Annotated in this window: 16 protein-coding genes; 12 read left to right on the forward strand and 4 right to left on the reverse strand. The window is 62.6% G+C overall.

Translation table 11 applies throughout. The features are described 5' to 3' along the window. Positions 1-81: 81 nt before the first annotated feature. Complete coding sequence (locus ACOYYX_RS31365) at positions 82-1,026, reverse strand: ThuA domain-containing protein (protein WP_422926610.1); 945 nt, start codon at positions 1,024-1,026, stop codon at positions 82-84. A gap of 230 nt (positions 1,027-1,256) precedes the next feature. Here ACOYYX_RS31365 and ACOYYX_RS31370 point away from each other — a divergent pair, with 230 nt between their 5' ends. Beyond that, the gene (locus tag ACOYYX_RS31370) at positions 1,257-2,753 is read left to right on the forward strand and encodes a class I adenylate-forming enzyme family protein (protein WP_422926611.1); all 1,497 of its coding nucleotides are present in this window, start codon (positions 1,257-1,259) and stop codon (positions 2,751-2,753) included. A 9-nt stretch (positions 2,754-2,762) separates the two neighbouring features. Here ACOYYX_RS31370 and ACOYYX_RS31375 read toward each other — a convergent pair whose 3' ends face one another. After that, positions 2,763-4,370 (reverse strand): alpha-N-arabinofuranosidase, encoded by a 1,608-nt coding sequence (locus ACOYYX_RS31375; RefSeq protein WP_422926612.1) that lies wholly within the window; start codon positions 4,368-4,370, stop codon positions 2,763-2,765. Positions 4,371-4,569: 199 nt separating this feature from the next. On the opposite strand from ACOYYX_RS31375, the gene ACOYYX_RS31380 reads away from it, so the two are divergent. From ACOYYX_RS31380 to ACOYYX_RS31425, 10 genes are all read left to right on the forward strand, one after another. Beyond that, positions 4,570-6,087, forward strand: a complete 1,518-nt coding sequence (locus ACOYYX_RS31380) for a carboxypeptidase M32 (protein WP_422926613.1) — start codon at positions 4,570-4,572, stop codon at positions 6,085-6,087. A 169-nt stretch (positions 6,088-6,256) separates the two neighbouring features. Continuing rightward, entirely contained in the window at positions 6,257-6,886 is a 630-nt protein-coding gene (locus ACOYYX_RS31385) for a hypothetical protein (protein ID WP_422926614.1), read from the forward strand. Positions 6,887-6,898: 12 nt separating this feature from the next. Then, positions 6,899-8,026, forward strand: coding sequence for an AAA family ATPase (locus tag ACOYYX_RS31390; protein WP_422926615.1), 1,128 nt, complete (start codon positions 6,899-6,901; stop codon positions 8,024-8,026). Positions 8,027-8,029: 3 nt separating this feature from the next. Beyond that, on the forward strand, positions 8,030-8,764 hold the full coding sequence (locus tag ACOYYX_RS31395) for a hypothetical protein (protein ID WP_422926616.1): 735 nt from the start codon (positions 8,030-8,032) through the stop codon (positions 8,762-8,764). After that, positions 8,761-11,598, forward strand: coding sequence for a hypothetical protein (locus ACOYYX_RS31400; RefSeq protein WP_422926617.1), 2,838 nt, complete (start codon positions 8,761-8,763; stop codon positions 11,596-11,598). The genes ACOYYX_RS31395 and ACOYYX_RS31400 overlap by 4 nt, the downstream gene beginning before the upstream one ends. Then, positions 11,595-14,351: a hypothetical protein gene (locus tag ACOYYX_RS31405; RefSeq protein WP_422926618.1), complete on the forward strand. Its 2,757-nt coding sequence runs from the start codon at positions 11,595-11,597 to the stop codon at positions 14,349-14,351. The genes ACOYYX_RS31400 and ACOYYX_RS31405 overlap by 4 nt, the downstream gene beginning before the upstream one ends. A gap of 675 nt (positions 14,352-15,026) precedes the next feature. Continuing rightward, positions 15,027-15,806 (forward strand): response regulator transcription factor, encoded by a 780-nt coding sequence (locus tag ACOYYX_RS31410; RefSeq protein WP_422926619.1) that lies wholly within the window; start codon positions 15,027-15,029, stop codon positions 15,804-15,806. Continuing rightward, positions 15,803-17,194, forward strand: a complete 1,392-nt coding sequence (locus ACOYYX_RS31415; RefSeq protein WP_422926620.1) for a sensor histidine kinase — start codon at positions 15,803-15,805, stop codon at positions 17,192-17,194. Before ACOYYX_RS31410 ends, ACOYYX_RS31415 begins: the two co-directional genes overlap by 4 nt. 102 nt (positions 17,195-17,296) lie before the next feature. After that, positions 17,297-18,184, forward strand: a complete 888-nt coding sequence (locus ACOYYX_RS31420; protein ID WP_422926621.1) for a S1/P1 nuclease — start codon at positions 17,297-17,299, stop codon at positions 18,182-18,184. 63 nt (positions 18,185-18,247) lie between these two features. Then, complete coding sequence (locus tag ACOYYX_RS31425) at positions 18,248-19,243, forward strand: DUF72 domain-containing protein (protein WP_422926622.1); 996 nt, start codon at positions 18,248-18,250, stop codon at positions 19,241-19,243. A 69-nt stretch (positions 19,244-19,312) separates the two neighbouring features. Here the strand turns inward: ACOYYX_RS31425 and ACOYYX_RS31430 are convergent, their stop codons facing one another. Further along, the gene (locus ACOYYX_RS31430) at positions 19,313-19,711 is read right to left on the reverse strand and encodes a hypothetical protein (RefSeq protein ID WP_422926623.1); all 399 of its coding nucleotides are present in this window, start codon (positions 19,709-19,711) and stop codon (positions 19,313-19,315) included. A 69-nt stretch (positions 19,712-19,780) separates the two neighbouring features. Between ACOYYX_RS31430 and ACOYYX_RS31435 the strand changes: the two genes are divergently transcribed. After that, positions 19,781-20,906 (forward strand): IS3 family transposase gene (locus tag ACOYYX_RS31435; RefSeq protein ID WP_422923185.1). Its coding sequence is split into 2 segments (ribosomal slippage): positions 19,781-20,064 and positions 20,063-20,906, totalling 1,128 coding nucleotides; the frame shifts between segments, so codons are not numbered across the junction. Here the strand turns inward: ACOYYX_RS31435 and ACOYYX_RS31440 are convergent. Continuing rightward, a complete protein-coding gene (locus ACOYYX_RS31440) occupies positions 20,876-23,434 on the reverse strand; it encodes a sigma-70 family RNA polymerase sigma factor (RefSeq protein WP_422926624.1) in 2,559 nt (852 codons plus the stop codon). The genes ACOYYX_RS31435 and ACOYYX_RS31440 overlap by 31 nt on opposite strands. Positions 23,435-23,868: the final 434 nt, after the last annotated feature.

Consider the following 23,868-nt stretch of genomic DNA (forward strand, 5'->3'; position numbering starts at 1 on the left):
CCTGATCGAGGCCCCGGCCACGAAATTCCTGGGGAGATTTCGAGACGAAACTCATCCACATCTCGATCTTGCGCGGGTGTCTCAGCCCCGCGATTTCGCCAGCCATCGCGTCGCATTGGCGATGATCTCGAGCGGGAGTTCCTGGCGATAGACCGGGTATGTCTCATGCCCCGGGCGGAAGTAGAAGACCCTCCCCTTCCCCAGGTTCCAGACCATGCCGCTGCGGAACCATTCTCCAGGCTCCCAACGCTCTTCGAAGACCACTTCATCGGGCTCGGGGACGTGGAACGGCTCGTCATACATCTCGGTTTGAGGTATCTCGAATCGCGCGGGGATTCCCGCGGCAATCGGATGAGTCGGCTTCAGGACGCGCACCGCACTCGGCTTCCCATCCGCCCGATAGGCCGGGAAGCAGCAAAGAGGCAGATAGACCCTGGCCTTCGTCTTTCCGCCGGGGAATTTCCTAAGACGGAGGCTCGGCGTGAGGGCTGCATCGGCCTTCGGGACTGTGTAGCGCTTCGGGGGCGGCACTTCCTCAATCTCGGCCTGCTCGTCGCCCGATCGACTCAAGATCGCGGCGACATCCATGCGGGTTCGTTCATACATAGCTTCGACGAAAGGTGTCGACCAGTGCGCGGAATGGAGCGCGATCAGCGAGAGGATCCCCGCCTTGATCCGCCCGACGATCTTCTGACCGACCTGGGGGCTGATTTCCGCCTGGCGGACGTGGCCCCACCAGATCAGAACGTCGCAGGCGTCGAGGTTCCCGTCGCCAATGCCTTGTTCCGGATCGTCAAGGCAGACGGAATTCACGCTGATTCCGGGCCGTGCCCGAAGGTGGTCTGCGATGGCGTTGCCCAGGAAATTCTCGTAGGCCTGCTTCTGCGCAGGCTGACGTTCGTCCCAGACGACCACGCGAATCGGGTTCTCCTGCTCGGCGGCTTTCGCCTGCCGGCTCAGGGAGCCGGCGAAGGTCGCCGTGGCGGCGGCTCCTAGGAATTCGCGTCGATTTTTCGGTCCGGTCATTTCAGGGTCATCTCCCTGGGATTGAGACATCGAGGCCCCGGATACGTCATGGCCAAGTGCCGCATGAAGTGATCGGCGGATCGTCCTGAGCAAAAATCGGTCGGGGCCGATGATTCTGCTTCCGAAGGATCGTATCACAGGTAAACTGCTCATACCGCCCCTTCATGAAACGAGCTCGGTCGACTCCTCGAGGCCCACACTATCGGTGTCTCGTGGCTGGGAGAAGTGCGATGAATCTCGTCCGCCTCTTGATCGACGCAACGCGTGCGCGCCCCGACCATTCGGCCCTCGAGTTTGAGGGGACGGTCTTCAACCATGCCGAACTGGACGTGCTCACGAACCGTTGTGCCAACTTGCTGGCGAGCCTCGGCGTTAGTCGCGGCGATGTGATCGCCCTCTACCTGGAGAGTTGCCCTGAACTGGTCGTCGCATACCTCGGGGCACTCAAGGCCGGGGTCGTGCCGAACGTCGTCAACGCCTCACTCAAGCCCGAGGAAGTGCGACTCGTCGTCGCCGATTCCAGGGCGAAGATACTCATCACTGACGAGACGCGCTGGGAGTCGCTTAAGCCCCTGGCAGAGGCCCTCGGGACGGAGGAGACGCTCATCGCCGGGACGGACTTCCCTGCGAGTGGACTCCGCAGCTTCAATCGGGCTTACGAGTCGGCTGGCGCGCAGTTCGAGGCCGTAGAGACCGCGCCCGAAGAGCTGGCGAGCCTGCTCTACACCTCGGGGACGACCGGCTCTCCCAAGGGAGTGATGCTCACCCACCGCAATATCCTGGACAACGCCGTCCAGTTCTCCTCGGTTCATTACAACTCCGACGATCGCCTGCTCATCGCGGCACCTCTCTTCCACTGCTGGGGGCTCATCAACGGAATCCTCGGTGCGATGGCCGCGAAGGCCACCGCGATCATCATCCGCCGCTATCGGACCGAGGCCCTCCTCGACCTCATCGACGAGTCCCACCCGACCGTCCTGATGGCGGTGCCGACGATGATTAATTACATGGCCAAATCTCCGAGCATCGGACAGCGGAACCTCGCCAGCCTTCGAACCGTCCTCTGCGCCGCGGCCCCGATGCCGCTCGAGTTGATCGAGGTGCTCCGTCGTGACTGGAAGGTCGGCTATGCCGAGTCTTACGGTCTGACGGAAACGAGCCCCGTCATAACCACGACGCCTTGCTCGCAGCTGAAGCCGGGCTCTTGCGGGCGGGCGATGGGAGATACGGTGCTGAAGATCTCGACTCCCGATGGCGTGGACGTCGAGCCCGGGGGCGTGGGCGAACTCTGGGCTCGCGGGACCGCGATTTCTGCAGGGTACTTCCAGCGTCCCGAGGCGACGTCCAGCGTCTTCACCCCGGATGGCTGGTTCAAGACGGGGGATATCGTCCGCATCGACGATGAAGGATATGTCTTCATCGTCGACCGAGCGAAGGACATGATCAACGTCGGCGGGGAGAAGGTCTACCCGCGCGACGTCGAGGAGGTCTTGCACCGGCATCCGAGCGTGGCCGATGCCGTGGTCGTGGGGGTTCCCGACCCGGATCGGGGCGAGGTCGTCAAGGCGTTCGTCGTCCTGAAATCGGGCTCGTCGTGGACCTGCACCGAGGTCGTGGAATATCTCCAGCCCCTCGTCGCTTCGTTCAAGCTACCACGAGCCGTCGAGTTCCTCGAGAGCATCCCTCGCAGTCCTTCGGGGAAGGCGCTGCGAAGGTTGCTCCGCTGAGTTTGATCGTCAGGCGAGCATAAGGTCGAGCCGGGTCACCGACGCCGGCTCGAGGATAATCCGCACCTCGCCGCCTTTGATCGATGCCTCGCCACGATGCGGGGTCACATTGGAGGGGTTATCGAAGGTGTTGTGTGCATTCAGGGTCTTGTGAGAAAGCACCGTTGCCGAGACCTCAGAGGCATTTCCTCCGTGCAGCTTCAAAGCAATTTCGGCGGGCTCGTCGACGTGCGAGTGGACCAGGGTCACGGTCGCCTTTTTACCAGTGACCGAGGCCGATCCCGCGACGCGGAAGATTTTCTGGCCCATCCCTCCTGCGTGGAACTCTACCGCGGACGACTGGACGTCGAGCCGAACGGCCTTGGCTCCGTGGTGGGGCCGATACATCTCGAAGACGTGGAAGCTGGGCGTTGCCACGAACTTCTCGCCGTCGGCGAGGAAGAGTGTGTGGAGGTTGTTGACCAACTGGGCCACGTTGGCCATGTCCACCTTCTCCGCGTGACGATTGAAGGTATCGAGCGTCAGCGCGGCGACGAGGGCATCGCGCAGGCAGCCCATCTGCTCGAAGAGATGGCGCTTGTTGATCTCGGTGCCTTCGGGATGCCAGGCGCCCCATTCGTCGATGACCAGCTTGACTTGATGGTTCTTGTCGTGTTCGCCCATCAACTTCCAGTTGTCCTGGATCAGCGTCTCCATGCGGTTGGCCTTGTGGAGCATCTCATACCACTGGTCATGCGTAAATTTCAGCGCATGTCCGGTCGTGCCGCAATAGTAGTGCAAGGCCCAGCCGTGGAGCGGGGCGCGGGCGTAGTCGGCCCACTTCTTGAAGAACCGTCTTGTCCAGTCCAGGTCGGGGCCGTTGGGACCGGCGGCGATGAGGTAGAGCGGGACGCCAAACTCGGGGAGCCACTCCGTGTACTTCCGATACTCGACGCAGTAATCTTCGGGGGTGAATTTGCCACCACATCCCCAACTTTCGTTACCGACGCCCCAGTAGCGGATCCCGAGCGGCGCGTTGTCGCCGTTGGCTGCGCGCTCATCGGCCAGGGTGGTGCGGCCGGCCGGGGCATTGCAATACTCCATCCACTGTTGAAACTCTTCCGCCGAGCCGGTGCCGACGTTGGCGGCGAAGTAAGGCTCGACGTCGCAGAGTCGGCAGAATCGCATGAACTCGTGCGTGCCGAACTGGTTCGACTCGGTCTCCTCGCGCCAGCGGCCGAACCGGCGAGGTCGCTTGTCGCGAGGTCCGATGCCGTCGCGCCAGTGGTACTTGTCCGCGAAGCATCCGCCGGGCCATCGGACAACGACCTTGCCAAGACGCTTGACGTGATCGATGACGTCTTTGCGAATACCATCGACGTTCGGGATCTTGGAGTCGGGCCCAACCCAGATTCCATCGTAGATGACTCCGCCGATGTGCTCGGCGAAATGGCCGTAGAGAGCCGGCTTGATGGTGCCGATCGGCTCGTCGAGCAGGAGGTCGAGCCCGACCTTCGCCTCGGCCGCGGAGGCCGTAGGATAGATGACCGGGTCGATGGCGGCGACGGCCGCCCCCACCGAGGCGGCCTGCACCAGACGCTTCACGAATTGCCGACGATCGAGCTCATCCAGGGACATCGCGCGCACCCTCGCCAGGCTTGGGAATTGGGCTCGCCCCATCGCAGACCCGCGAGGGGGGCTGGGCGCGCAAGATAGCCCGTTCAAAGATGCTCCGCAACTCGGCACCACTCCGCTCAGGGGGGTTTCGACCAGCCTGGGTTGATTCGCTACAATACCTTGGTTGGTCGGACTGGCGATGATTGTTTTCGAGGAAGTTATGGCCAAGGATCTGAAAGCCTCCTACGAAGAGTTGATTCGGCGTTCGCGAGAGGCCAGCCTGCTCGCCTCCTGTGCCTCCTTGCTCGGCTGGGACGAGCAGACGTATATGCCGAAGGGGGGTTCGGAGCACCGCGGCAATCAGATGGCGTTGCTGGCCGGGCTGCACCACGAGAAGCTGACGGATCCGAAAATCGGGGAACTCATTGCCGAACTTCGCGAATCGTCGCTGGTCGAGGATCACGAAGCCCCCGCCGCCGTGAACATCCGCGAGATCGGTCGAATGTACCGACGCGCCACGCAACTCCCGCGCGAACTGGTCGAGGAGATGGCTCGAACGACATCGGTCGCCCAGTCGGAGTGGGTCGCGGCCAGGAGCAAGTCGAGTTTCGCCCAATTCCAGCCATGGCTGGAGAAGATCGTCGACCTCAAGAGGCGCGAGGCCGCGTGCGTCGGCTTCACGGACTCGGCCTACGACGCCCTACTTGACGAGTACGAGCCGGGGGCAAAGTCCAGCGAGTTGGCGGTCCTCTTCGAATCCTTGCGGCAAGAGCTCGTCCCGCTTGTCGCCGCGATCGCCGCGTCGACGCAGCGACCCGACATGTCGATCTTGAATCGACCCTATCCCGTCGACCGTCAGCAGGTCTTCGGCGAGGCCGTTGCGGGCGTACTCGGCTTCGATTTCCACCGCGGCCGGCTCGACGTCGCGGCGCACCCGTTCTGCAGCGGTATCGGGCCCGGAGATTGCCGGATCACGACCCGGTTCAACCCCAACAACCTCTCCGAGGCCCTCTTCGGCATCATGCACGAGGTCGGCCACGGCCTCTACGACCAAGGGCTCCTGCCCGAACATCACGGGACACCCATGGGCGAGGCCATCTCGCTCGGCGTGCATGAATCGCAGTCGAGGCTCTGGGAGAATGCCGTGGGCCGCAGCCCGGCCTTCTGGCGGCACTTCTACCCCATCGCGAAACAGGTCTTCCACGACGCGCTCCATGAGACCTCACCCGAGGCCTTCCTCTTCGCCGTGAATCAGGTCGAGGCGTCGCTAATCCGGGTCCAGGCGGACGAGGTGACGTACAACCTCCACATCCTCATCCGGTTCGAGCTCGAGCAGGCTCTCATCTCGGGTGATCTGGCCGTCGCCGATGTCCCGGGAGCCTGGAACGACAAGTATCGACAATATTTGGGAGTACGGCCTGACAACGATGCCGAAGGATGCCTCCAGGACATCCATTGGAGCGCGGGCCTCTTCGGCTACTTCCCGACTTATAGCCTGGGCAATGTCTTCGCCGCTCAGCTCTTTGATAAGGCCAACTCCGACCTCGGCGATCAGACGAAGGCGTTCGAGCGAGGCGAGTTTCATCTCTTGCTGGAGTGGCTCCGCCAGAACGTGCACCAGCACGGGCAGCGATACACCTCATCGCAGCTCATCAAGAAGGTGACCGGCTCGGAGATCGACCATCGCCCCCTGATCCGCTCGCTGAAGGAAAAATACGGGCCCCTCTATCACCTTTGATTCCGCGGAGCGAACACAAGGGTCGTCGCGAGAGACTGATCTCGGGCACTCGCGACGACGCCATGGTCTTGGATATGTTAAAAGCCAGACCCATCGGAGCAGCACTCATCTGGACGAAGGTTCGGGCTCCAGGAACATTGAAACGGCCTGCTCTCGACGATGCATGAACGTGAGAACGCTTTCTTTGATGAACGACCTCACCGAAATCCTGCGTGAGCTCTTCTATAATGGAACGCTGATCGTTCCCATCGATCACGTCGGCGGACTATCCACCGCTGGCGCCGAGGAGTTCCTGGCGGAGGCATTCGCCGAGCATAGCCTGAACGTCGCCGGCCCGCCCATTGCCTTCGAGCCCAGGGTCGCGATGGAGGCTAGCCGACTGTTCATGCAGGCTGCCATCGCGCTGGTCGATCATTCGGAAACGCCCGAAGTGCTAAGCAGCCGGCTCAGGATGTCGCGGGTTCCTCATACGGCCGCAGACCACCTGTCGGCAGACATCGTCTTCCGCTACCTCCCGCATCTCCTCCGGCGAGCCCGAGCGAGCCGGCCCGATGATCCGCTTGTCGTTATGCTCACGCAGGTTCTGAGACAATGGCCCCTTTCGGGAGTGCTCGCCGACATCGACGAAGCCCCGAGCACAAAGCCCGAATTCTCGGATCACCATGGATTGCTCATGATTTATTCCGAGCGATGGATACTCCGCCAGGACGAGGCCTGGAAGGGTGGAGGGGCGACCGGCGAATATATCGAGTGGGCACTCGAAGACGTGAAGCGAGCGGTTTCTACCGGAAGAAACTAAGGAGCGAGTCCGTTGCCTGAGCCGGTCATCGAAAAGTTACACCAGGAAGTCGTTGATGTCTTGAAGCAGCGTTTCATCGGCCGCGATGAGGTCGTGGACCTGATCGTGCTAGCGGCGGTCGCCGGGGAACACCTCTTCCTCCACGGCCCGCCCGGTACGGCGAAGTCGGCGATCATCCGGCTCTTCGCCGGCGCGGTGCATGGCCATTACTTTGAATATTTGCTGACGCGTTTCTCCGAGCCCAACGAAATCTTCGGCCCGATCGACCTCGTCAAGCTGCGTGAGGGGACCGTCGCCACCGTCACGACGGGGATGCTTCCCGAGGCCGAATTCGTCTTCCTCGACGAGCTCTTCAATGCTAACAGCGCCATCTTGAATAATCTCCTCTCCGTGCTCAACGAACGGGTCTATCGCCGGGGTGCCGAGCGTCATTCGCTCCCCCTGCTCTCCCTGTTCGCGGCATCGAACCACGTCCCCGAGGACGACACCCTCCGCGCCCTCTTCGACCGCTTCCTGCTTCGCTGCCACGTCGGTCAGGTCCCGAGAGACGCCATGCCGCGCCTACTCGTGGCCGGCTGGGAGCTCGAGACGGCCAAACCGCCGCAGACGACGGTCTCGGCGGCCGACCTCCGAGGGCTCTCCCAACTCGTCCAGAAGGTTGAACTTACGGATATCCTGACGCCTTATTCGGACCTGATCTTCAAGGTCCGCGACCTCGGCGTCGCTCTCTCCGACCGACGTTCGGTGAAAATCCTGAAGCTCGTGGCCGCCTCGGCCGTGCTATGCGGCCGGAGCGTCGCGGCGGTCTCAGACTTCTGGGTCCTCCGCTACGTCTGGGACCGCGAGGAGCAGATTGGGCCGCTGGGATCGCTGGTCTCCGGGGTCGTCGACTCGGCGAGTTCGGATCTGCCCAGGCACCCCATGTCGAGCAAGACACGCGGGCTCTCGGCCGAGGAGATCGCCAAGGAGTTGGATGCGATCGAGGCGGAGACGAGGAAAGGCGAACTCCGACTCGCCAGCGTCGCCCGGATGCGTGAGCGGCTTGGCGAGCTCTCCGATCACGCGGGATGGATTTCCGATGAGTCGATCCGTCGCCACCTGACCGATCGCGTGGCTCAATTGTTTCGAAGGATCGGTTGAACCATGCCGAGTCCGCTCGATGATGTCTCTTGCGCCTGCTTGCCCTCGAAGGATCTCGTGGCGATGGCCGACCTGCGTCATCTGTCCGGCATCCTCGTCGCCCAGATCGGCGACCTTGCCTGGGTTCGGTGGAACCCGAAGGAGCATCCCGTCCTGAACCGGGTGTTACCGATCTCGGGGGTCGAGCTATTTATCCAACGAGGGGGACAATGGTATCGCCCCGGGCATCGCGTCCCGGCCTTCGACGTCTCGATCGATCCATCGGCCGAGCAACGACCACTGGCGAGTGTGCTCTTCCCCGCACCGATCACCGGAAGCCCCCCGCCCGGAAGACTCCCTTCGCCCGCGCCGCTCTCACTCGTGGCCGACGACGAGATGAAGACGACCACGGCGATCGTCTGCGATATCGAGACTCTCTCAGGCTGGGCCGAGAGCGTGTTTTCTCATCGGATCGAGAACCTGGTCGGGGCTCGATGTAGCCAACGGGTGATCGTCCGCGGGGCCGAACTTCCTGCCATCGAGGAGGCTCTGAGATTCTGGGGCAATCGCGTCCTGGTCCCGCTCGGTTGGTCCGTTGAACCAGACCTGACCGAGTTGGTGCTCTGTCATGCGTTGAATCTCGCCCTCGGTGAGATTGCGATCTTCCAGGACGAGGGCATAGAGATCGTCCCGGGTTCGGCCTTTCGTAACCTGAGCCGAGCGAGCATCAGGCTCGCGCTTCGCGAGTCGTCGCCATGATCCAGGTCCAGCGATATCTCGCGATCCCCGACGAATACGCCCGCTGGCTCGGAGGGTTGCGCTGGAGCGACAACCTCGAGGCGGTCGAATATCGCGCCCAAGGACGAGAGGTCGGCTGCACCTTCGCCATGAGTGAGGAGATCGGCCTGCTCCTCGAAGGGTTTCGCACGCGCGAGGAGCTCATCCCATTCAGTTATGTCCTGCACTTCCTGCATGAGCTCGGTCTGGGGATAAGGTATTCGTACACGACTCAGATCGTTCAATCCACAAGCCTGAGTGGCGAGTTCCACTCCCTCGGACGCCCCTTGCGAAATGCGGGGGCCTTGCTCGCCTTCCTGACCCGGGACCTGGAGCGATCGAACGACCCGCCTGCTTCGAAACTGCTCTTCGAAGAGTTGAAGCGAAGGCGTCGGAGTGCCTTCGACGCCGATCGCCAGGGGGACGAAGCCGAGCGGGGCGAGATCGCCTCGCTGGAGCCGCAAGCCTTCGAGAAATTCCTCACGGACGCCCTGAGGGGCATGCCCCGCGACCAACTCGTCCACTGGCTGAAACACGGCTGCGACTTGCGCGAGGACCTGCCGGCCGACCTCGTCCCGAAGCTGCCCCGCTCGATCCACGAGGCCTTCGACTACGCCGCCGGCCAACCTCGCCTCGCTTCGGCGCTAGCCCTCGTTTCCGCGATCGAGGGCATGCTCACCCTACCCCCGAGGGACCGGCAGTCCACGATTGTCCCCACGGGAGGATATTCGGATCTGTCCACCCGTGGCTTGCCCGAGCAGATCGTCCCATCACAACTCGTCCTCGACTCCGACGAGTTCGTCCGACGCTTCTCGCAGAATGAGCTCCTCTATTTCCAGCGCGAGACGCCGCAGTCCCCCTTCAATCTCGAGTTGATCCTCCTTTTGGATCAGGGCGTCCGGACCTGGGGAGAGGTCCGCCCGATCCTCGTCGCGTCGCTGATGGCCCTCGCTCGCCGGGCGGAACGCGCCGGGTTCTCCGTTCGGATTGCGACAACTGGCGAGCCTCTGCCCGCATGGGATCCACTCCAACTCGATGCCGAATCGCTGGGGAGGAAGCTCGGCGCGAGCGACCTGACCTTGAGCCCAGCATCCGCACTCAGGACGCTGCTGGATTCGCTCGGCGAACGCCAATACGACGTCGTGCTGCTGACTCATCCCCGGAGCCTCGAGAGCCAAGACGTGCTCGCTTCTGCCTGGGTCGAAGGCAAGACGACCCGGCTCTTCGCCGCGACGGCGGACGATGACGGACGCCTGGTCCTCAGCGACCTCCGACACGGGGTCGCGATCCCTCGGAGCCAGTCAAGGGTCTCGCCGCCGAAGCTCGAAGCCCCCGCCGCTGATCCTCCGCAGCCGCAGTCGGGTTTCCCCGAACCTCCGGCGCGTTGGAAGGGGGCCGTGGAGTTCCCCGACTTCCCCTTTTTCTTCCAACCTTGTTTCGACAAGGTGGAGGATCACCTCTTCGACCTGGACGTGTCCGGGGATCGGCTCATGATCGCGACGGCCAGTGGGCTGATCGCGAGCTGGAGTTGCGTCGGAGAGACTGCAACCGCCGAGGCTCTACCTCGCGCCATCGTGGGTGATCGCCCTCTGGCCTCGATCTGCAGGGTGCTCGGCGTCATCGGCGGCTTCGTGCTCGCAGGCCGCCAGGGCTCGGTGTCGGTCCTGGTCCACTACGACTTCCGGTCCCGGATGTGCAAGATCCATAACCTGGGCTCGATTGACGTCGAGACGGCGGAATATTCGTACATTAATGAACTTCATTGTGCGATCGTGCGGACCGGCTCCGAAGGGGTCGTGGCCATCGACCTGGCCGCCAAAGCCTTGCGTAGCACGACATCCCCGGTTCAACCTCCGACGCATAACTCCACGCGAGCCACTCAGGCCTGGAACCTGGCCATCGCTCGCCTCCAGCTCGACCAGTACAACGCCAAGCGGTCGAGCGCCGGAGTCGGCGATATCGGCTCAAAAGAGTCCGATTCGGATTTCACCCTGGAGCTCGACTCATCCACGGGCTCGATCCTGCTGGGAGGTTCAAGTGGCATCACCAGGAGCCACGTGCCAAAAGCTGAAGGCCGGCCCATCCTGATCGGAGCTTCGGTCATCGCCAGGAAGGCTTCTGGCGGGGTCTACGGAGCCATTTTAGGGACCTCTCATCGGAGGATCCTCGTGCTCTTCTCCATGCGATCTCGCAACCCGCTGGCCACGATCAACGTCGAGCGAAACTGCGAGGGTTTCGCCTTGCGACGGAACGCGCGCCGGGTCGGCCTCAGGGTGGGGAAGAATCGCGTCGAGGTCTATAACACCTGGTCCCGGAATTCGACCTTCCTCAAAACCGAGGGCTCCCCGAATCCGTCGGACCTGACCCTCAACCTGGGATCGAAGTTCCTCGCGATCCGGCGCAAGAACGAGGCTCGTTTGTTGCACTGGGATGACGGTATCCTCGGAGTCGAGGTCATACAGCCAAACCATAGCATTTTCGAGTTGAGGAGTTACTCGGGACCTCCTATCTACGCCAAGTTGGGATCGCGGAATGACGGCCTGCGTTACGACGAGGCCCGGTTCCAACGTGGGGCGACGATCGCCACGATGACGGCGCTCGTCGACGCCTTCGACCACATTTATCTGTTCGATTCCCAGTCGAGATTCCTCTGCGTGTTTCTGCTGGTCGACTCCCATGTCGCCGCCTGGATGAGCAACGGAACTAGGCTCGGTCCTTCGCAAGTCCTCGGGGGGGTCGCGACACCCGATGCTGCCGAACGCATCGGCAAGGTCCTGCTCCAGGCCTCTCCCAAAGAGCCGAAGGGGGTCCGATGAAGACGGAATTCCGACTTCGCCGCAGGCCGGAGAGCTCGGCAACGGACGCGCTCTTCCTCCCGGGATGGACCGTGAAGGCGATGCTCGAGCTTTGCGCCTCGCTGGGCCTCGATCCGGAAGGGCACGTGTTCGCGACGAGCGAAGGGTTCCTCCTCAACAGGGCACCCGGCAAAGGTGTGTCGATCCCCAACGCGATCCGACTCCTGTTACTCGCCCAGAATCTCTTCATCCCCAGCGATGCCGACCTGATCCCGAGCCTTCTCGCCGACGAGGCCCAAGGCCTGGCCCGCGACAGGGGTTATATCTTCCTCCCCTGGTCGCGCGTCGTCACCTTCGACCCGCATGCTCCATTGCCGCTGGGCTCGTTGATCCATGTCCAGACCGTGAAGCGTGGCGAATGGAAGCCATTCCCCGCCCCCACGCGACACTTCGACCGAATCGTCGAGATCGATATCCAGATCCCGCTCGAGCCCGTCCCGGGCATCACCGAGGAACTCTCCGACGATCAAACCGAGGCCGCGGACCAGCCGGGCATGGGAAAGCCTCAGGCTCCCTTGCGGGGGGCGGCTTCCTTCGGGATTGGTCGGGCTTTGATGTGGCTGGGGAACAAGCTGAACGCCAAGGGGCTCGCCGAGAAAGGAGCTCGCCTGGCAAACTCGGGCATGGAAGCCAGTCGGGAAATTAACCAGGCGGTCCTGGGCAAGCAATCCGCGGCGCTTCGAGACCTCCTCCGCGAATTCCGTGAGGGCAACAGGGAAAACGCCCTGAGGCATGCCATCCGCCTGGGTGGTTCCAGCAGCCCGCGTGGTGGATCAAGAAGTGATGGGACACGGCTCCCGGAGAGAAACCTGGCCTACACTCTCGCCTCGATCCTGGGCCCAGGCTCCCGAGGTGGCGGTTCGATCTACTGGCAGAGCGAAGACCAGATCCTGGCCGAACTTCGGCGCGAGTATCAGAAGGCCGCCGCCGAGGCGACCGCCGCGGGGGACTTTCGCCGTGCGGCGTACATCCAGGGAGCCCTGCTGGGCGACTATCGCGCCGCCGCCGTCGCGCTCACGCTCGGAGGCCTTCATCGCGATGCCGCCGCAGTCCTGCTCCAACGGCTCAACGACCATAGAGGAGCCGCCAAGGCTTTCGAATCGGCCGGCGACCTGGAACGAGCCGTGGCCTTGTATCGCAAGGCCGGGGAACACGAGTCGGCCGGCGACTTGCTCCGACGCCTGGGTGACGAACAAGGTGCCAGAGACGAATACCGGATCGCCGCCGAACATTTGGTGAGGAAATCGCAGGATTACCTCGGCGCCGGCAAGCTGATGCAGGGGAAAGGCTTCGACGCGAAGGCGGCACTCGAGTATTACGCGACCGGTTGGAGCCAACGTCCCGCCGGCAATGCCGTTGCCTGCGCCCAGGCGACGATCCTCCTCCAACTCGACGAGGGAGCGACCGCACTGCCGAGGAACCTACTCGACGAGGTGGACCTCCATCTCGAACCGGCCGGGCAGATCCAGCAGGCCGAGTCCTATTACACCTTCCTCCGCAAGCTCGCGGACCGATCGGAGCTATCTGCGGCCCGCGCGGATTTGAACGACCGCGCCTTGATCGGCCTCGCGAAGAAGCTTCGTCAGGAACTCGAACCTGGTCGATCCGGCCAATCGGCCGTCTCGACGCTCTTCGCCACGTCCTCAGCCTGGTCGGCTCCTCTACTGGTGGACGCCAATTATGCGGCGAAGAGCGCCCAGGATCGGCCGATACCATTGCAGCCGAAGCGAGGCGAGGAGGGGCGTACGTTCATCCATGACGGGAGTGTCACTGCGGTCGCCTCATCGTGGGATACCGACGAAGTCTTCATAGGCTTCGACGACGGCTTCATCTACGGCTTCCGCCCCTCCGACTCTCGCCTGATACGGGTGTCCGGCGCGGGATCCACGGTCCGCGGGATCGTGGCCACGAGCGATGGCGAGGTCGTCGTCACCCTCGGTTCCCCTCAAGGCGACATCGGTCTCCTCCACACTCACGCGAGGCAGGCGGACGGCAGCTACAAACCCGGCTTCAGCATGACGGTCGCCGACGTTTCGAACGCCTGGCTCACGTCCGTACTCCAGCGCGATGCCTTGGCGATCTTCGGCCTCTGGAACGGCACCGCCTTACAGATCCACGAGATGGGTTCGCTCAATTCCCTGGAGATCCAGAATCTACCTCACACGGAAGACTCGCCGGTGGCCGTGATCCTGCTCGAAACCGAGGAGCCCGGGCGATATTGCTCGGTCTTCTATCACAACGGCCGCGAGTGGGTCTTGCAGAGAGAAGGGCCGAAACCGGAGATAACCGGCCTGGCCTGGCGCCCTTCGAATGCATCGATCGGTAGTCTTGACCGCGTCTCCATTTCTCACTTGAGAAGCAGTTCCGACTCACTCGAGTTCGCCGGGCTCGGCCCCCACGGCGCGATCCATTGGGCGAGCTTCCAGGTCGAGCCCGAGCGGCTCGAGCTTCTCGCGTTCAACTCGACCGACGCCCGGATGATGTACAAGGCGGTGACACTCGCACGCCCTGGTCTCGTCGCGGGCATCGACGATTCGTCTCTGACCTGGCTCCGATGTGGTGCTAACGAGTTCACCCGCTCGAGCGTCCGCCCATTCGACCTCTCCACGGCGATTGCCTGCATATCGAGTCGAGGAACCAGCGAGGTGCTTGTCATTAGCCGAGAAGGTTGGCTGGCCCGATTCCCCTTCCCGGTCCACGAATCCCGATCGTGATCGAACCGATCAAAACGTCACGGCCAACGTATACCTTTGTGGATCATTTTTGCCAATCGTTTCAGGACGATTTACGCTTCAAAAGCGAACGTATTCACCTCGCTTCTCACATCCCTGACGTCAAGATACCCCCAGACCCCGCCTTACCCTAAAGCCTATCCTGATCATGAGTTAGCAATCGGTCGAGCACGAGATCCGATGGCCAAAGAAAAAACAGGATGCGGCCTGTCGGCAGTTGCTCACGAATTGCGATTGCTAGATGGATGTCCGAGCTGTTGATGAGGTATGAATTCTGCCGGGACCGGCGGGATCACCCTGAGAATTCGATCCTCTCGTTTTCTTGCGAAGATCGTCACGCAACTGTGTTTCGCTCGAAATGACCCGTTCCCAATAAGACATATTCAGTTTAATCCACACGGTTTCACCCAGGCGCGTTCCGGCGTTGGTTGGCGTAAGCAACGATTGATGGCCAACTTCGAAGGCTTGCCTGCTTGCTGGATGCCTCGGTTCGGATTTGGCCCATGATCCTTCGAGCCGAGTTGGACCAACCATCGACCTCGACGTCATGAGCGGACTCCCGCTTGCTTCGCACAACAACCGGGAGTTGCCAAGGTCGCTCGACGCGGAAACCCTCACGCTCCTGGGGCAGTCGATCACCTGGAAGGGGTCTCGGAATTGGCAACTTCAACGTGGAACAAGGCCCGACAATTCGAGCCCAAGACGAACGAACAAGCATCGCCGGGTCAACTCGCCAGCATGAGCGCCTCGATCCTCCTCATTGATGACGACCTGGAACTCGGTGATCTGATGCAGGAGTTCTTCGAGCAACGAGGGCTCCAGCTCGAGTGCGTCCGCGACTCGCGCCGAGGGCTGGCCAGGGCACTCAATGGCGATCATGACCTGCTGCTCGTCGACGTGATGTTGCCCGGCCTCGACGGTTTCGAGGTCCTTCGGCAAATCCGTCGCCGGAGCGCGATACCCGTCATCATGCTCACCGCGAGGAATTCGCAGGTCGACCGCGTCCTCGGCCTCGACGCAGGCGCCGACGACTACCTACCCAAGCCGTTCGCCCCCGAGGAACTCCTCGCCCGCATTCGCGCCGTGCTGAGGCGCGTGGCGACGTCCAAAGCGACTCCTGCCGAGGCCCTCGAGGTCAACCTCGTCAAGCTCGTCCCGGGCACGCGCGAGGTCTGGAGCGACGGGACGCAGGTGGCCGTCACCTCGACCGAGTTCGAGATCCTCGAGTTGCTCGTCCGATCGGCCGGTCGCATCGTCAGCCGGAACGAACTGACGGCCGTCCTCTATCAGCGGGCCGCGACCCCCTTCGACCGTTCGCTCGACGTGCATATCAGCCACCTGCGCAAGAAGCTCGGGGAACAGGGAAGCCTGATCCGCACCGTTCGGGGTATCGGCTATCTCTTCTGCGCCGAGTCCGCCGACGGTTCGCCGTCATGAAATCGCTCTTCGCCAAGATCCTTCTCTGGTTCCTGGGGACGCTCGTGGTCTGCCTCGTCGCTTTCGTGGCGACGTCGCTATCCCTCTCGGTCAACTCGCCAGGCCCGCCCGACCTGATCGCCCACACGATCACGATGCAGGTCGACCAGGCTCGTGAGGCCTATGAGACGGGGGGGCGCGAGCGGCTCGCGTACTACCTGAAACGACTCGGACGCCACTTCCCCGCCAATCATTACCTCGTCGATCAGAAGGGGCGTGACCTCTCCGATGGGACCGACCGCTCGGCGCTCATGGCGAGCGCCGCGATGGTCCACTCTCCCGGCTCGAGACGTCGATGGCCGCCGCATAAGCCGACGTTCACGGGCAGCCCGATCTTCAGGACACTCGGGCTCATGCCCCGCCGAGCGCCGCCGACTCTCTACGGCGAGTCGGCCGACGGGCGTTATCGACTCATCGCGGTCGTGAAGCCCAGGCCGGATCCCTGGGGATTTCTCCCCTATTACCTGTGGATTTTGGTCCTCATGGCGCTCCTGAGCTACACCCTGGCCGTCCACCTGGCCTCGCCCCTTCGCAGCTTGCGCGAGACGGTCGAGCGCTTCGGTAAAGGAGACCTCTCGGCCCGATCGAACTCGAAGCGGCAGGACGAAATTGGTGCCCTGGCTCGCGACTTCGATCACATGGCCGAGCGGATCGAGACCCTCCTGAACGCGGAGCGGAGACTACTCCAGGACGTCTCGCACGAGTTGCGTTCGCCGCTGGCCCGCCTCGGATTCGCGGTAGAGTTGGCAAGAACCAGCCAGGACCGCGAGGCCTCGCTCGCCCGCATCGAGAAGGACATTCAGCGCCTTGCCGTGCTTGTGGACGAGTTGCTCTACCTCACCCGAGCAGAGGGGGATCCCTCCTCATGCAAGCGAGAGATGATCGACGTACGCGCGATCGTCGCCGCGATCGTCGAAGACTGCTCGCTCGAGGCGGAGCCTCGAGACTGCCATATCATCTTCCGCGCCAAGCGTCCGACTTCTCTCATCGCAGACGAAGAGCTGCTCCACCGCGCCGTCGAGAACGTGGTGCGAAATGCCATACGACACGCCCCCGAAGGAACGAAGATCGAGGTCGATCTGGAAGCCGACGACGCCTCGGCCTGGATCACCGTCCGCGACTACGGTCCCGGGGTCCCCTCCGAGGCTCTCGAGGCGATCTTCTATCCGTTTTTCCGCGTCGACAGCCACCGCGATCGTGCCAGTGGAGGCGCGGGCCTGGGCCTCTCGATCGCCCAGCGAGCAGTCGAACTCCACTCGGGTCATCTCTGGGCCCAGAACGCCGATCCCGGGCTCAAGGTGACGATCGACCTGCCACTAACAACCGAGGCCGCTGGCGTGACGGGCTGAGCGGCTAGAGCCCAGCCCTGTCAGTTGAGGCGTAGTAGGCGAGCCCACATCCATTCGTTAGACTTGAGCCTTCATGTGTCGCCCAATATGGAGACCAGGTCCATGCGACTCGCCCTCGCGCTCAGCCTCATCTTCGCCACGCCCTGCTTCGGCTGGAACTACACGGGCCACAAGGTGATCGCCTCGATTGCATATCGGCAGCTCGACGCGCAGACAAGGCAGAAGATCGCCGACCTCCTCAAGAAGCACCCGGCCTATGCCGAGCTCTGGGCGGCACATCAAGGGGATGGGGCCGACGCCAACCTGAACCTGTTCTGGGACGCCTCGGTGTTTCCGGACGACGCCAACCGTGGCCCCTTCGAGCAGTTCGGCAGGCCTCGGGCTCACTACGTCAACTACCGGATCCTGGCCGACAAGGCGAACGCGGTCGAGCCCCCCTTGCAAGGCGAGAACATCCTCAACTCGTACGTTGCCCACGTCCGGCTGGCCTCGAAGCTGATGACTCCCGATGAGGATAAAGCCCTCCACGTCTCCTGGATCATCCACCAGGCGGGCGACATCCACCAGCCGCTCCATGCCGTCGCCCGATTCTCGAAGCCTCTGCCCAACGGCGACCGCGGCGGCAATGACGTGACGTTCCCCAATCCTCGTGGTATGCGCACGAACCTCCACGCCTACTGGGATGACCTACTGGGCCGCGTCGACGATCCCGTGGCCGTCGAAGAGCTCACGGACGGGATCATCGCCGAGTATCCGACCGCGGGTTTCGCCAAGGAATTATCCCAGAAGAATATCAAGAACTGGGCCGAAGAGAGCGTTTCGCTCTCCCTGTCGACCGTCTATCGCAACTTGGATCCTGCCCTCAAGAGCTTCGCCGACCTCCCCGTCGGTTATGACGCGGACGCCACCCGGCTAGCCCGGAAGCGCGTGGCGCTCGCCGGTTATCGGCTCGGCCAGGAACTCAAGGCGATCTTCGGGCCGACCGAATGATCGGCACATCCTCAGTTACCTTAAGTCAAAGTAAAATGATCTGATCCTGCGAGCACCCATCCGATGCGAGACTTGCCGCTTTTCTCCAACCTTGGGGATGACGAGGTCGATGATCTGCCGGCTCAGGCGGCGAGGCTGGCACCCAGGCTTCGGGCCCTCAGTGATGAGGGAATCTACTTCGGCACCTCCTCCTGGAAGTACGAAGGCTGGCTGGGCAGCGTCTACTCGCCGAACCGTTACGAGACACGCGGGAAGTTCTCGAAGAAGAAGTTCGACACCGAATGCCTGGAAGAATATGCCCAGGTCTTCCCGGCCGTCTGCGGTGACTTCGCCTTCTACCAGTTCCCCAGCGCAGAGCTCTGGAAGCAGCTGTTCTCGGACACTCCCGATTCCTTCCTCTTCGCCTTCAAGGTGCCGGAAGACATCACCGTCGCCAGATGGCCCGGCCACGCCCGCTACGGCACGAAGGCCGGCACCGAGAACCCTCACTTCCTCAACGCGGCGATCCTCAAGAAGCTCTTCCTCCAGCCGCTCAAGCCCTATACCAAGAGGATCGCCTCGCTGATCCTCGAGTTCGGCACGTTCGCCAAGTCGACCTTCCCGACCCCCGATCACTTCCTCGACCGGCTCGACGATTTCCTGGCCGACCTCCCCGGCGGCTTCCGTTTCAGCATCGAGATCAGGAACCCCGAATACCTCGGGGCCAATTACTTCACGTTGCTATCAAGTCACAATGTGGCGCATGTTTTCAACGCCTGGACGAGGATGCCGGAGCTTGAGAAGCAGGTCGGGATGACCGGCGTCGTCACGGCCGACCACCTCATCGCACGAGCCCTCTTGAGCAAGGGGCGATTGTATGAAGATGCGGTCAAGCGATTCGAGCCGTATCAGGCGCTCAAGGAACCGAACCGGCCGGCCCGCGACGCCCTCTGCTCCATCGCCAACCTGGCACGCCAGCGCAAGAAACCGGCTTTCCTTTTCATCAACAACCGCCTGGAAGGCCATGCCCCCTCGACGATCGAAGGGACCATCGACCTGCTCTCGGGCGAACCGCTTTGATCCGCGAAATGCAAAGGGCCCGGGTATTCACCCGGGCCCTTTGCCCATCACTCATGGCTCGTCTTGTCCTCAAGGCTTCTTTGGCGGCTGAATCTTGAGGTCGCCAAGGTCTTTTGCCTCCCCGGCGACGACGATCAGATCCTTGAACAACTCGCCAAACGCCTCGAACCCGGAACGGCTATTGGCACTGTAGCGAAGTCCGGGCACGAGGCCTTCTACCTTGAAACGGCCGTCGTCACCGGCCCGGATGCCCGAGTTCCAGTCGCTCCAGGGCAGGATGTCGTCGGTTTCGACATGCTTGTTGATCGACCCGCCGGGGCTCCCTATGAACATCCCCTTGCGCGGGTTCCCTTCGTCATCCACGATCCGACCGGCCACGCTCCCCCAGGGCTCAAGCTTGATCCGGACCGGGCTCTTCTCCTTCCCACCGAGCACGACCGAACCGATGAGCTTTCGCCCTTCATGCATGACCTATGGTGGACCCCGAAAACTGGACCATCTGTTAAGCTACTCAGACGGGTCTGAGGAGGAGGACGGATGGCGAGGAAGCGGCAAGTCCACACGGCGGCGTTCAAGGCTCAAGTCGCCCTGGCGGCCCTCAAGGGAGACCGCACGATCAACGAGTTGGCCGGCCACTATGGCGTCCATCCCACATCGATCCATGGCTGGAAGAAGCAGCTCATCAGCAGTGCCGAGGAGGTCTTCGGGAGTCCGGCCAAGGCGGCCTCGGCTGACGCCGAGGCACGCCAGGCCGAACTCTTCGAACAGATCGGGCGCCTCAAGATGGAACTCGAGTGGCTGAAAAAAAAAGTCGCCCCATTCAGTTGAGGACCGAAGGCCCTTGATCGAGCCGGATCATCCCCGGTTGAGCGTGCGCCGCCAGTGCGAGTTGCTGGGGCTGAGCCGATCGAGCCTCTACTACCGACCTGCGGGTGAGTCGCCCGAGGACCTGCGCCTGATGCGGTTGATCGACGAGCAATATACGGCATGCCCGTTCTACGGCAGCCGCAAGATGACCGCCTGGCTGGAACAACGAGGTGAGGAGGTCAATCGGAAGCGAGTACAGCGCCTGATGCGGAAGATGGGCCTGGAAGCGATCTATGCCAAGCCCAGGCTGAGTCAGGCCGGGAGAGGCCATAAGATCTACCCTTATCTCTTGCGAGGTGTCAAAGCCCGGCGAGCGGACCACGTGTGGAGCACGGACATCACTTATGTGCCGATGAGTGGAGGGTTCATGTACCTGGCGGCGGTGATCGACTGGTACAGCCGGTACGTGATCGGCTGGCGGCTGTCGAACACGCTGGACGGCTCCTTCTGCCTGGAGATGTTGGAAGATGCCTTGAGGTCGGGGAAGCCCGAGGTGTTCAACACGGACCAAGGGGTCCAGTTCACGGCCGAGGCGTTCACCGGGAGGCTTGAGGCGGCCGGGATAGCCGTGAGCATGGATGGACGCGGCAGGGCATTGGATAACGTGTTCGTCGAACGGCTCTGGAGGACCGTGAAATACGAAGATATTTACATCCAAGGCTACGAGACGGTGCCGGAGCTGCAGCGAGGGTTGAGGCGATACTTCGGCTTCTATAACGAGGATCGGCTCCACGAATCCCTGGGGTACCGGACTCCAGGGACGGTCTACCGAGCGGACAGAGCCACGACGGCCTGATTGGACAGTAGCGAAGGATCGCCGTTTTTTGGTCTAGACAATGGGGTCCACCTCAACCCCACGCGTCTCCGTTTCGTAGGATCGAGGGCGCGGATCTCAAAATGAGCTGACGCCTGCGGGATGGGAGCGGTTCCGAACCCTTCGCTCATCCCCTTGACTCTCGTCTCACCGACGGGTTCACCATCAGGCCCGAAGACCTCGATTTCGAGGGCCAGTCCCGGATCCGGCTGGAAGTCGCGAGTGATCTCTTTAACCCCAGGAGCGAGGTCAATCTCGGCGATCACCGCGTGTCCGCGAGCCGAGGTCGTGTGGGGAACCGTCTTGAACATCTCATACTTCGGGTCATAACCCTTGATACCCTCGTAGCCCACGGCCGGCAGAAACGCGTTGTTCTCGTCCCGGACGGCGATGAGTCCACGCCCAGGCAAGGCGATCAGCTCATATCGGCCGTGAGGATCGAAGCTAGCGGACTGCTCGTAGCCCAGCGCAAATCCTGGATATGCAGAGAGGTGCGGATTGTCCGAGAAGGCGAAGTAACTCACCATCCCCACCGCCGGCCCGCCCGTCACCTTATTCGTGACCTTGCCCCGCACGACGATGCCCTTCTTCAGCTTCGGATCGAAGACGACGGGTTCGAAGATCTTCGAGTTGGCCCCGACCCGGAGCGTCGACCTGGTGTACGGCCTCCCCTTCTTGGGGTGGAGGAAGATCCGATACGCCTCGGCCCTTGGTAAGCCGTCGAGTCTGTAGTGGCCGTTCGCATCGGTCGTCGACTCGACCCCTCGTGCGGGGATCAAGCTGGAACTATCGAAGACGGCCGCCTTGACCTCGATCCCCTCGATCGGCTCGCCCGAATCCTGATCTCGGATCGTTCCCTCGACGCGTCGGCTCGCCTGGAGAGCGAGCTGGAACTTCGGCGAATGCACAATATCGGGAGTTGGCTTGATCATGGCGCGATCGACTAGGCGGATCTCCGGTTCCTCCCGGCTCATGGCATGGACCAGAGTCGTCGTGACATTCGGACCTACGACCATGAGGTTGGCGATCCGCTCGCTCCCGACGCCTCCCAGGCGAAAGCGACCATCCTGCCTGGTGACCGCCTTGATGTCGTAAAGTTTTGAAAGATCGAGATGGTTCAAGGCCTGCCAGAGATTCCCTTCAGCCCCATTCCGAGCCCGGGCGATCCATTCGGCCAGACGCCCCGTCTCGGCGAAACCCAGGGCCGAGAGCTTCACCTCGGCCCCCTCCACGGGACGCCCCTCGAGGTCGACGATCCTCCCCTCGATCGACGGCCCTTCCGGAACAAGCTTCAGCGTAACCTCAGCCGGCGGAGTATCGCGGAGAACTCCCTCGGCCCAGCCGATGCCGAATCCCGTCTTGTACCCGATGAGCCAGGGATACTTCGCCCCGTAACCCTCGACCCTCAATTGTGGCCTGGGCATGCGAATGATGAATCGGCCATCGGCCCCGCTCGTCGACTCTGACGAGGCGCCTTCGCCCAGCAGGTAGGCTCCTCGCAATGAGGCCCCCGCCACCGGTTGACCCTCCGGCGAAACGACGATGCCGCGGACCTCGATGGTCTCCGCAGGCTTCTCGGGCTCCGTCGCTTCCTTGACCTGAACCTGCTTCGGTTCGACTTCCGCCGCGGCGATTTCATCGCCCTGACGCCCGCCAGCCGTGGCGATCGCACCGACCGCCGCACAGGCGAGGAGGACGAGCGTTGCCGTCGCACCCCATTGGACCTTGCTCATGATCATCCCCCTCAAAATGGTGTGAGCCAGGATCGTGGCACCGCTCGAGGCCGCTCCGCCCTGCACCGCCGAGATCGTCGCCCGCATCAGGGCCGCGGAGACGACGTCTCGGGCCATCGCCGCCGAGGCATCGAGAGGCATCGTGATCGCAGCCACGCCCAAGGCCGTGACGCCCCGGCGCGTGAGTCGACCCTTCAACTGCTCCCTGGCCCGGGAGAGACGAGTGCGGAGCTTCGGCACTGTCCAACCCAGTTGCTCCGCCGCCTGCTCGTAGGTCAGCCCTTCGAGGCCGCAGAGCACGACCGGGAGCCGATGACTTTCGGGCAGACGGCCGATCTCCTCGTGCAGGATCGGTTGCCAGTCGTGGTCGGCCTCGAGAACGGGCCGAGACGCGCCGGGGGAATCCTGGGCCTTGGCCTCGGACTCTTTCCTACGCCTTCTCGCCGCGCGGATGCTGGACTCGACGCAGGTCCGATGTGCGACGCGATGCAACCAGCCGGCGAGGCTCGAACCGGCCCGGATCGAACTCGCCTTCCTGGCAAGCACGAGGAAGGTGGCCTGGAAGGCGTCCTCGGCGTCGTGCTCGTTCCTGAGCATCGCCCGGCACGTGGCCAGGACCATCGGACCGTGCCGTCCCATGAGGGCCTCGAAGGCGATTTCATCCTTCGTCGCGGAGAAGCGAGCCAGGAGTGCCTCGTCCTCCATCCCAGCGACCGACCCTGCCCCGAGGATGTATCGGAGTTGCCGGAGTGTCGTCCCCATCACCACGCTCGCCATCCCAGTGCCCTCCCCCGGACGACTTTCGTCCCGTTCGTTACCTATGAGGGGGGATCGATCACGACCATCTCAACATTTTCTTGGAATTGCAGTCCAAGTACACGGGACATCTCCATTCAAAGTAGCGCTCATACCCACGTTGCTCAGTCCCTCTCGCCACCAGGTTCTCTGCCGCAGCGTCTCCGAATTCGCCGTGACCTGTGTGCAAGCTTGTGATCCTTATTAAGCCAGATCGTCTCCCTCGAGCGGTAGCCTTATTTGAACAACGACTCTGAAAAGGCGCCGCCGAACCGGCGTTCCCGATGAGGCTGCGCGTCCTGAAGCGAATAATCAGATCGCGTTAAAATCGAGAAACTGTAGCGACACTGGAATTGGAAGCCTCATTCCATACTCTGAGAGTGTCCCAAATTCTTAGATGTTCTTGGTTTGCAGTC

Origin of the sequence: Singulisphaera chitinilytica, from assembly GCF_049331405.1 — a bacterium.
GTDB lineage: Bacteria > Planctomycetota > Planctomycetia > Isosphaerales > Isosphaeraceae > PoT.

What these genes read in the sequence shown, in the direction of transcription:
- ACOYYX_RS31375 (WP_422926612.1), bottom strand. Translation starts at nt 4,370, where the DNA reads ATGTCCCTGGATGAGCTCGATCGTCGGCAATTCGTGAAGCGTCTGGTG.
- ACOYYX_RS31365 (WP_422926610.1), bottom strand. Translation starts at nt 1,026, where the DNA reads ATGACCGGACCGAAAAATCGACGCGAATTCCTAGGAGCCGCCGCCACG.
- ACOYYX_RS31370 (WP_422926611.1), top strand. Translation starts at nt 1,257, where the DNA reads ATGAATCTCGTCCGCCTCTTGATCGACGCAACGCGTGCGCGCCCCGAC.
- ACOYYX_RS31415 (WP_422926620.1), top strand. Translation starts at nt 15,803, where the DNA reads ATGAAATCGCTCTTCGCCAAGATCCTTCTCTGGTTCCTGGGGACGCTC.
- ACOYYX_RS31430 (WP_422926623.1), bottom strand. Translation starts at nt 19,711, where the DNA reads ATGCATGAAGGGCGAAAGCTCATCGGTTCGGTCGTGCTCGGTGGGAAG.
- ACOYYX_RS31395 (WP_422926616.1), top strand. Translation starts at nt 8,030, where the DNA reads ATGCCGAGTCCGCTCGATGATGTCTCTTGCGCCTGCTTGCCCTCGAAG.
- ACOYYX_RS31425 (WP_422926622.1), top strand. Translation starts at nt 18,248, where the DNA reads ATGCGAGACTTGCCGCTTTTCTCCAACCTTGGGGATGACGAGGTCGAT.
- ACOYYX_RS31400 (WP_422926617.1), top strand. Translation starts at nt 8,761, where the DNA reads ATGATCCAGGTCCAGCGATATCTCGCGATCCCCGACGAATACGCCCGC.
- ACOYYX_RS31405 (WP_422926618.1), top strand. Translation starts at nt 11,595, where the DNA reads ATGAAGACGGAATTCCGACTTCGCCGCAGGCCGGAGAGCTCGGCAACG.
- ACOYYX_RS31420 (WP_422926621.1), top strand. Translation starts at nt 17,297, where the DNA reads ATGCGACTCGCCCTCGCGCTCAGCCTCATCTTCGCCACGCCCTGCTTC.
- ACOYYX_RS31440 (WP_422926624.1), bottom strand. Translation starts at nt 23,434, where the DNA reads ATGGCGAGCGTGGTGATGGGGACGACACTCCGGCAACTCCGATACATC.
- ACOYYX_RS31380 (WP_422926613.1), top strand. Translation starts at nt 4,570, where the DNA reads ATGGCCAAGGATCTGAAAGCCTCCTACGAAGAGTTGATTCGGCGTTCG.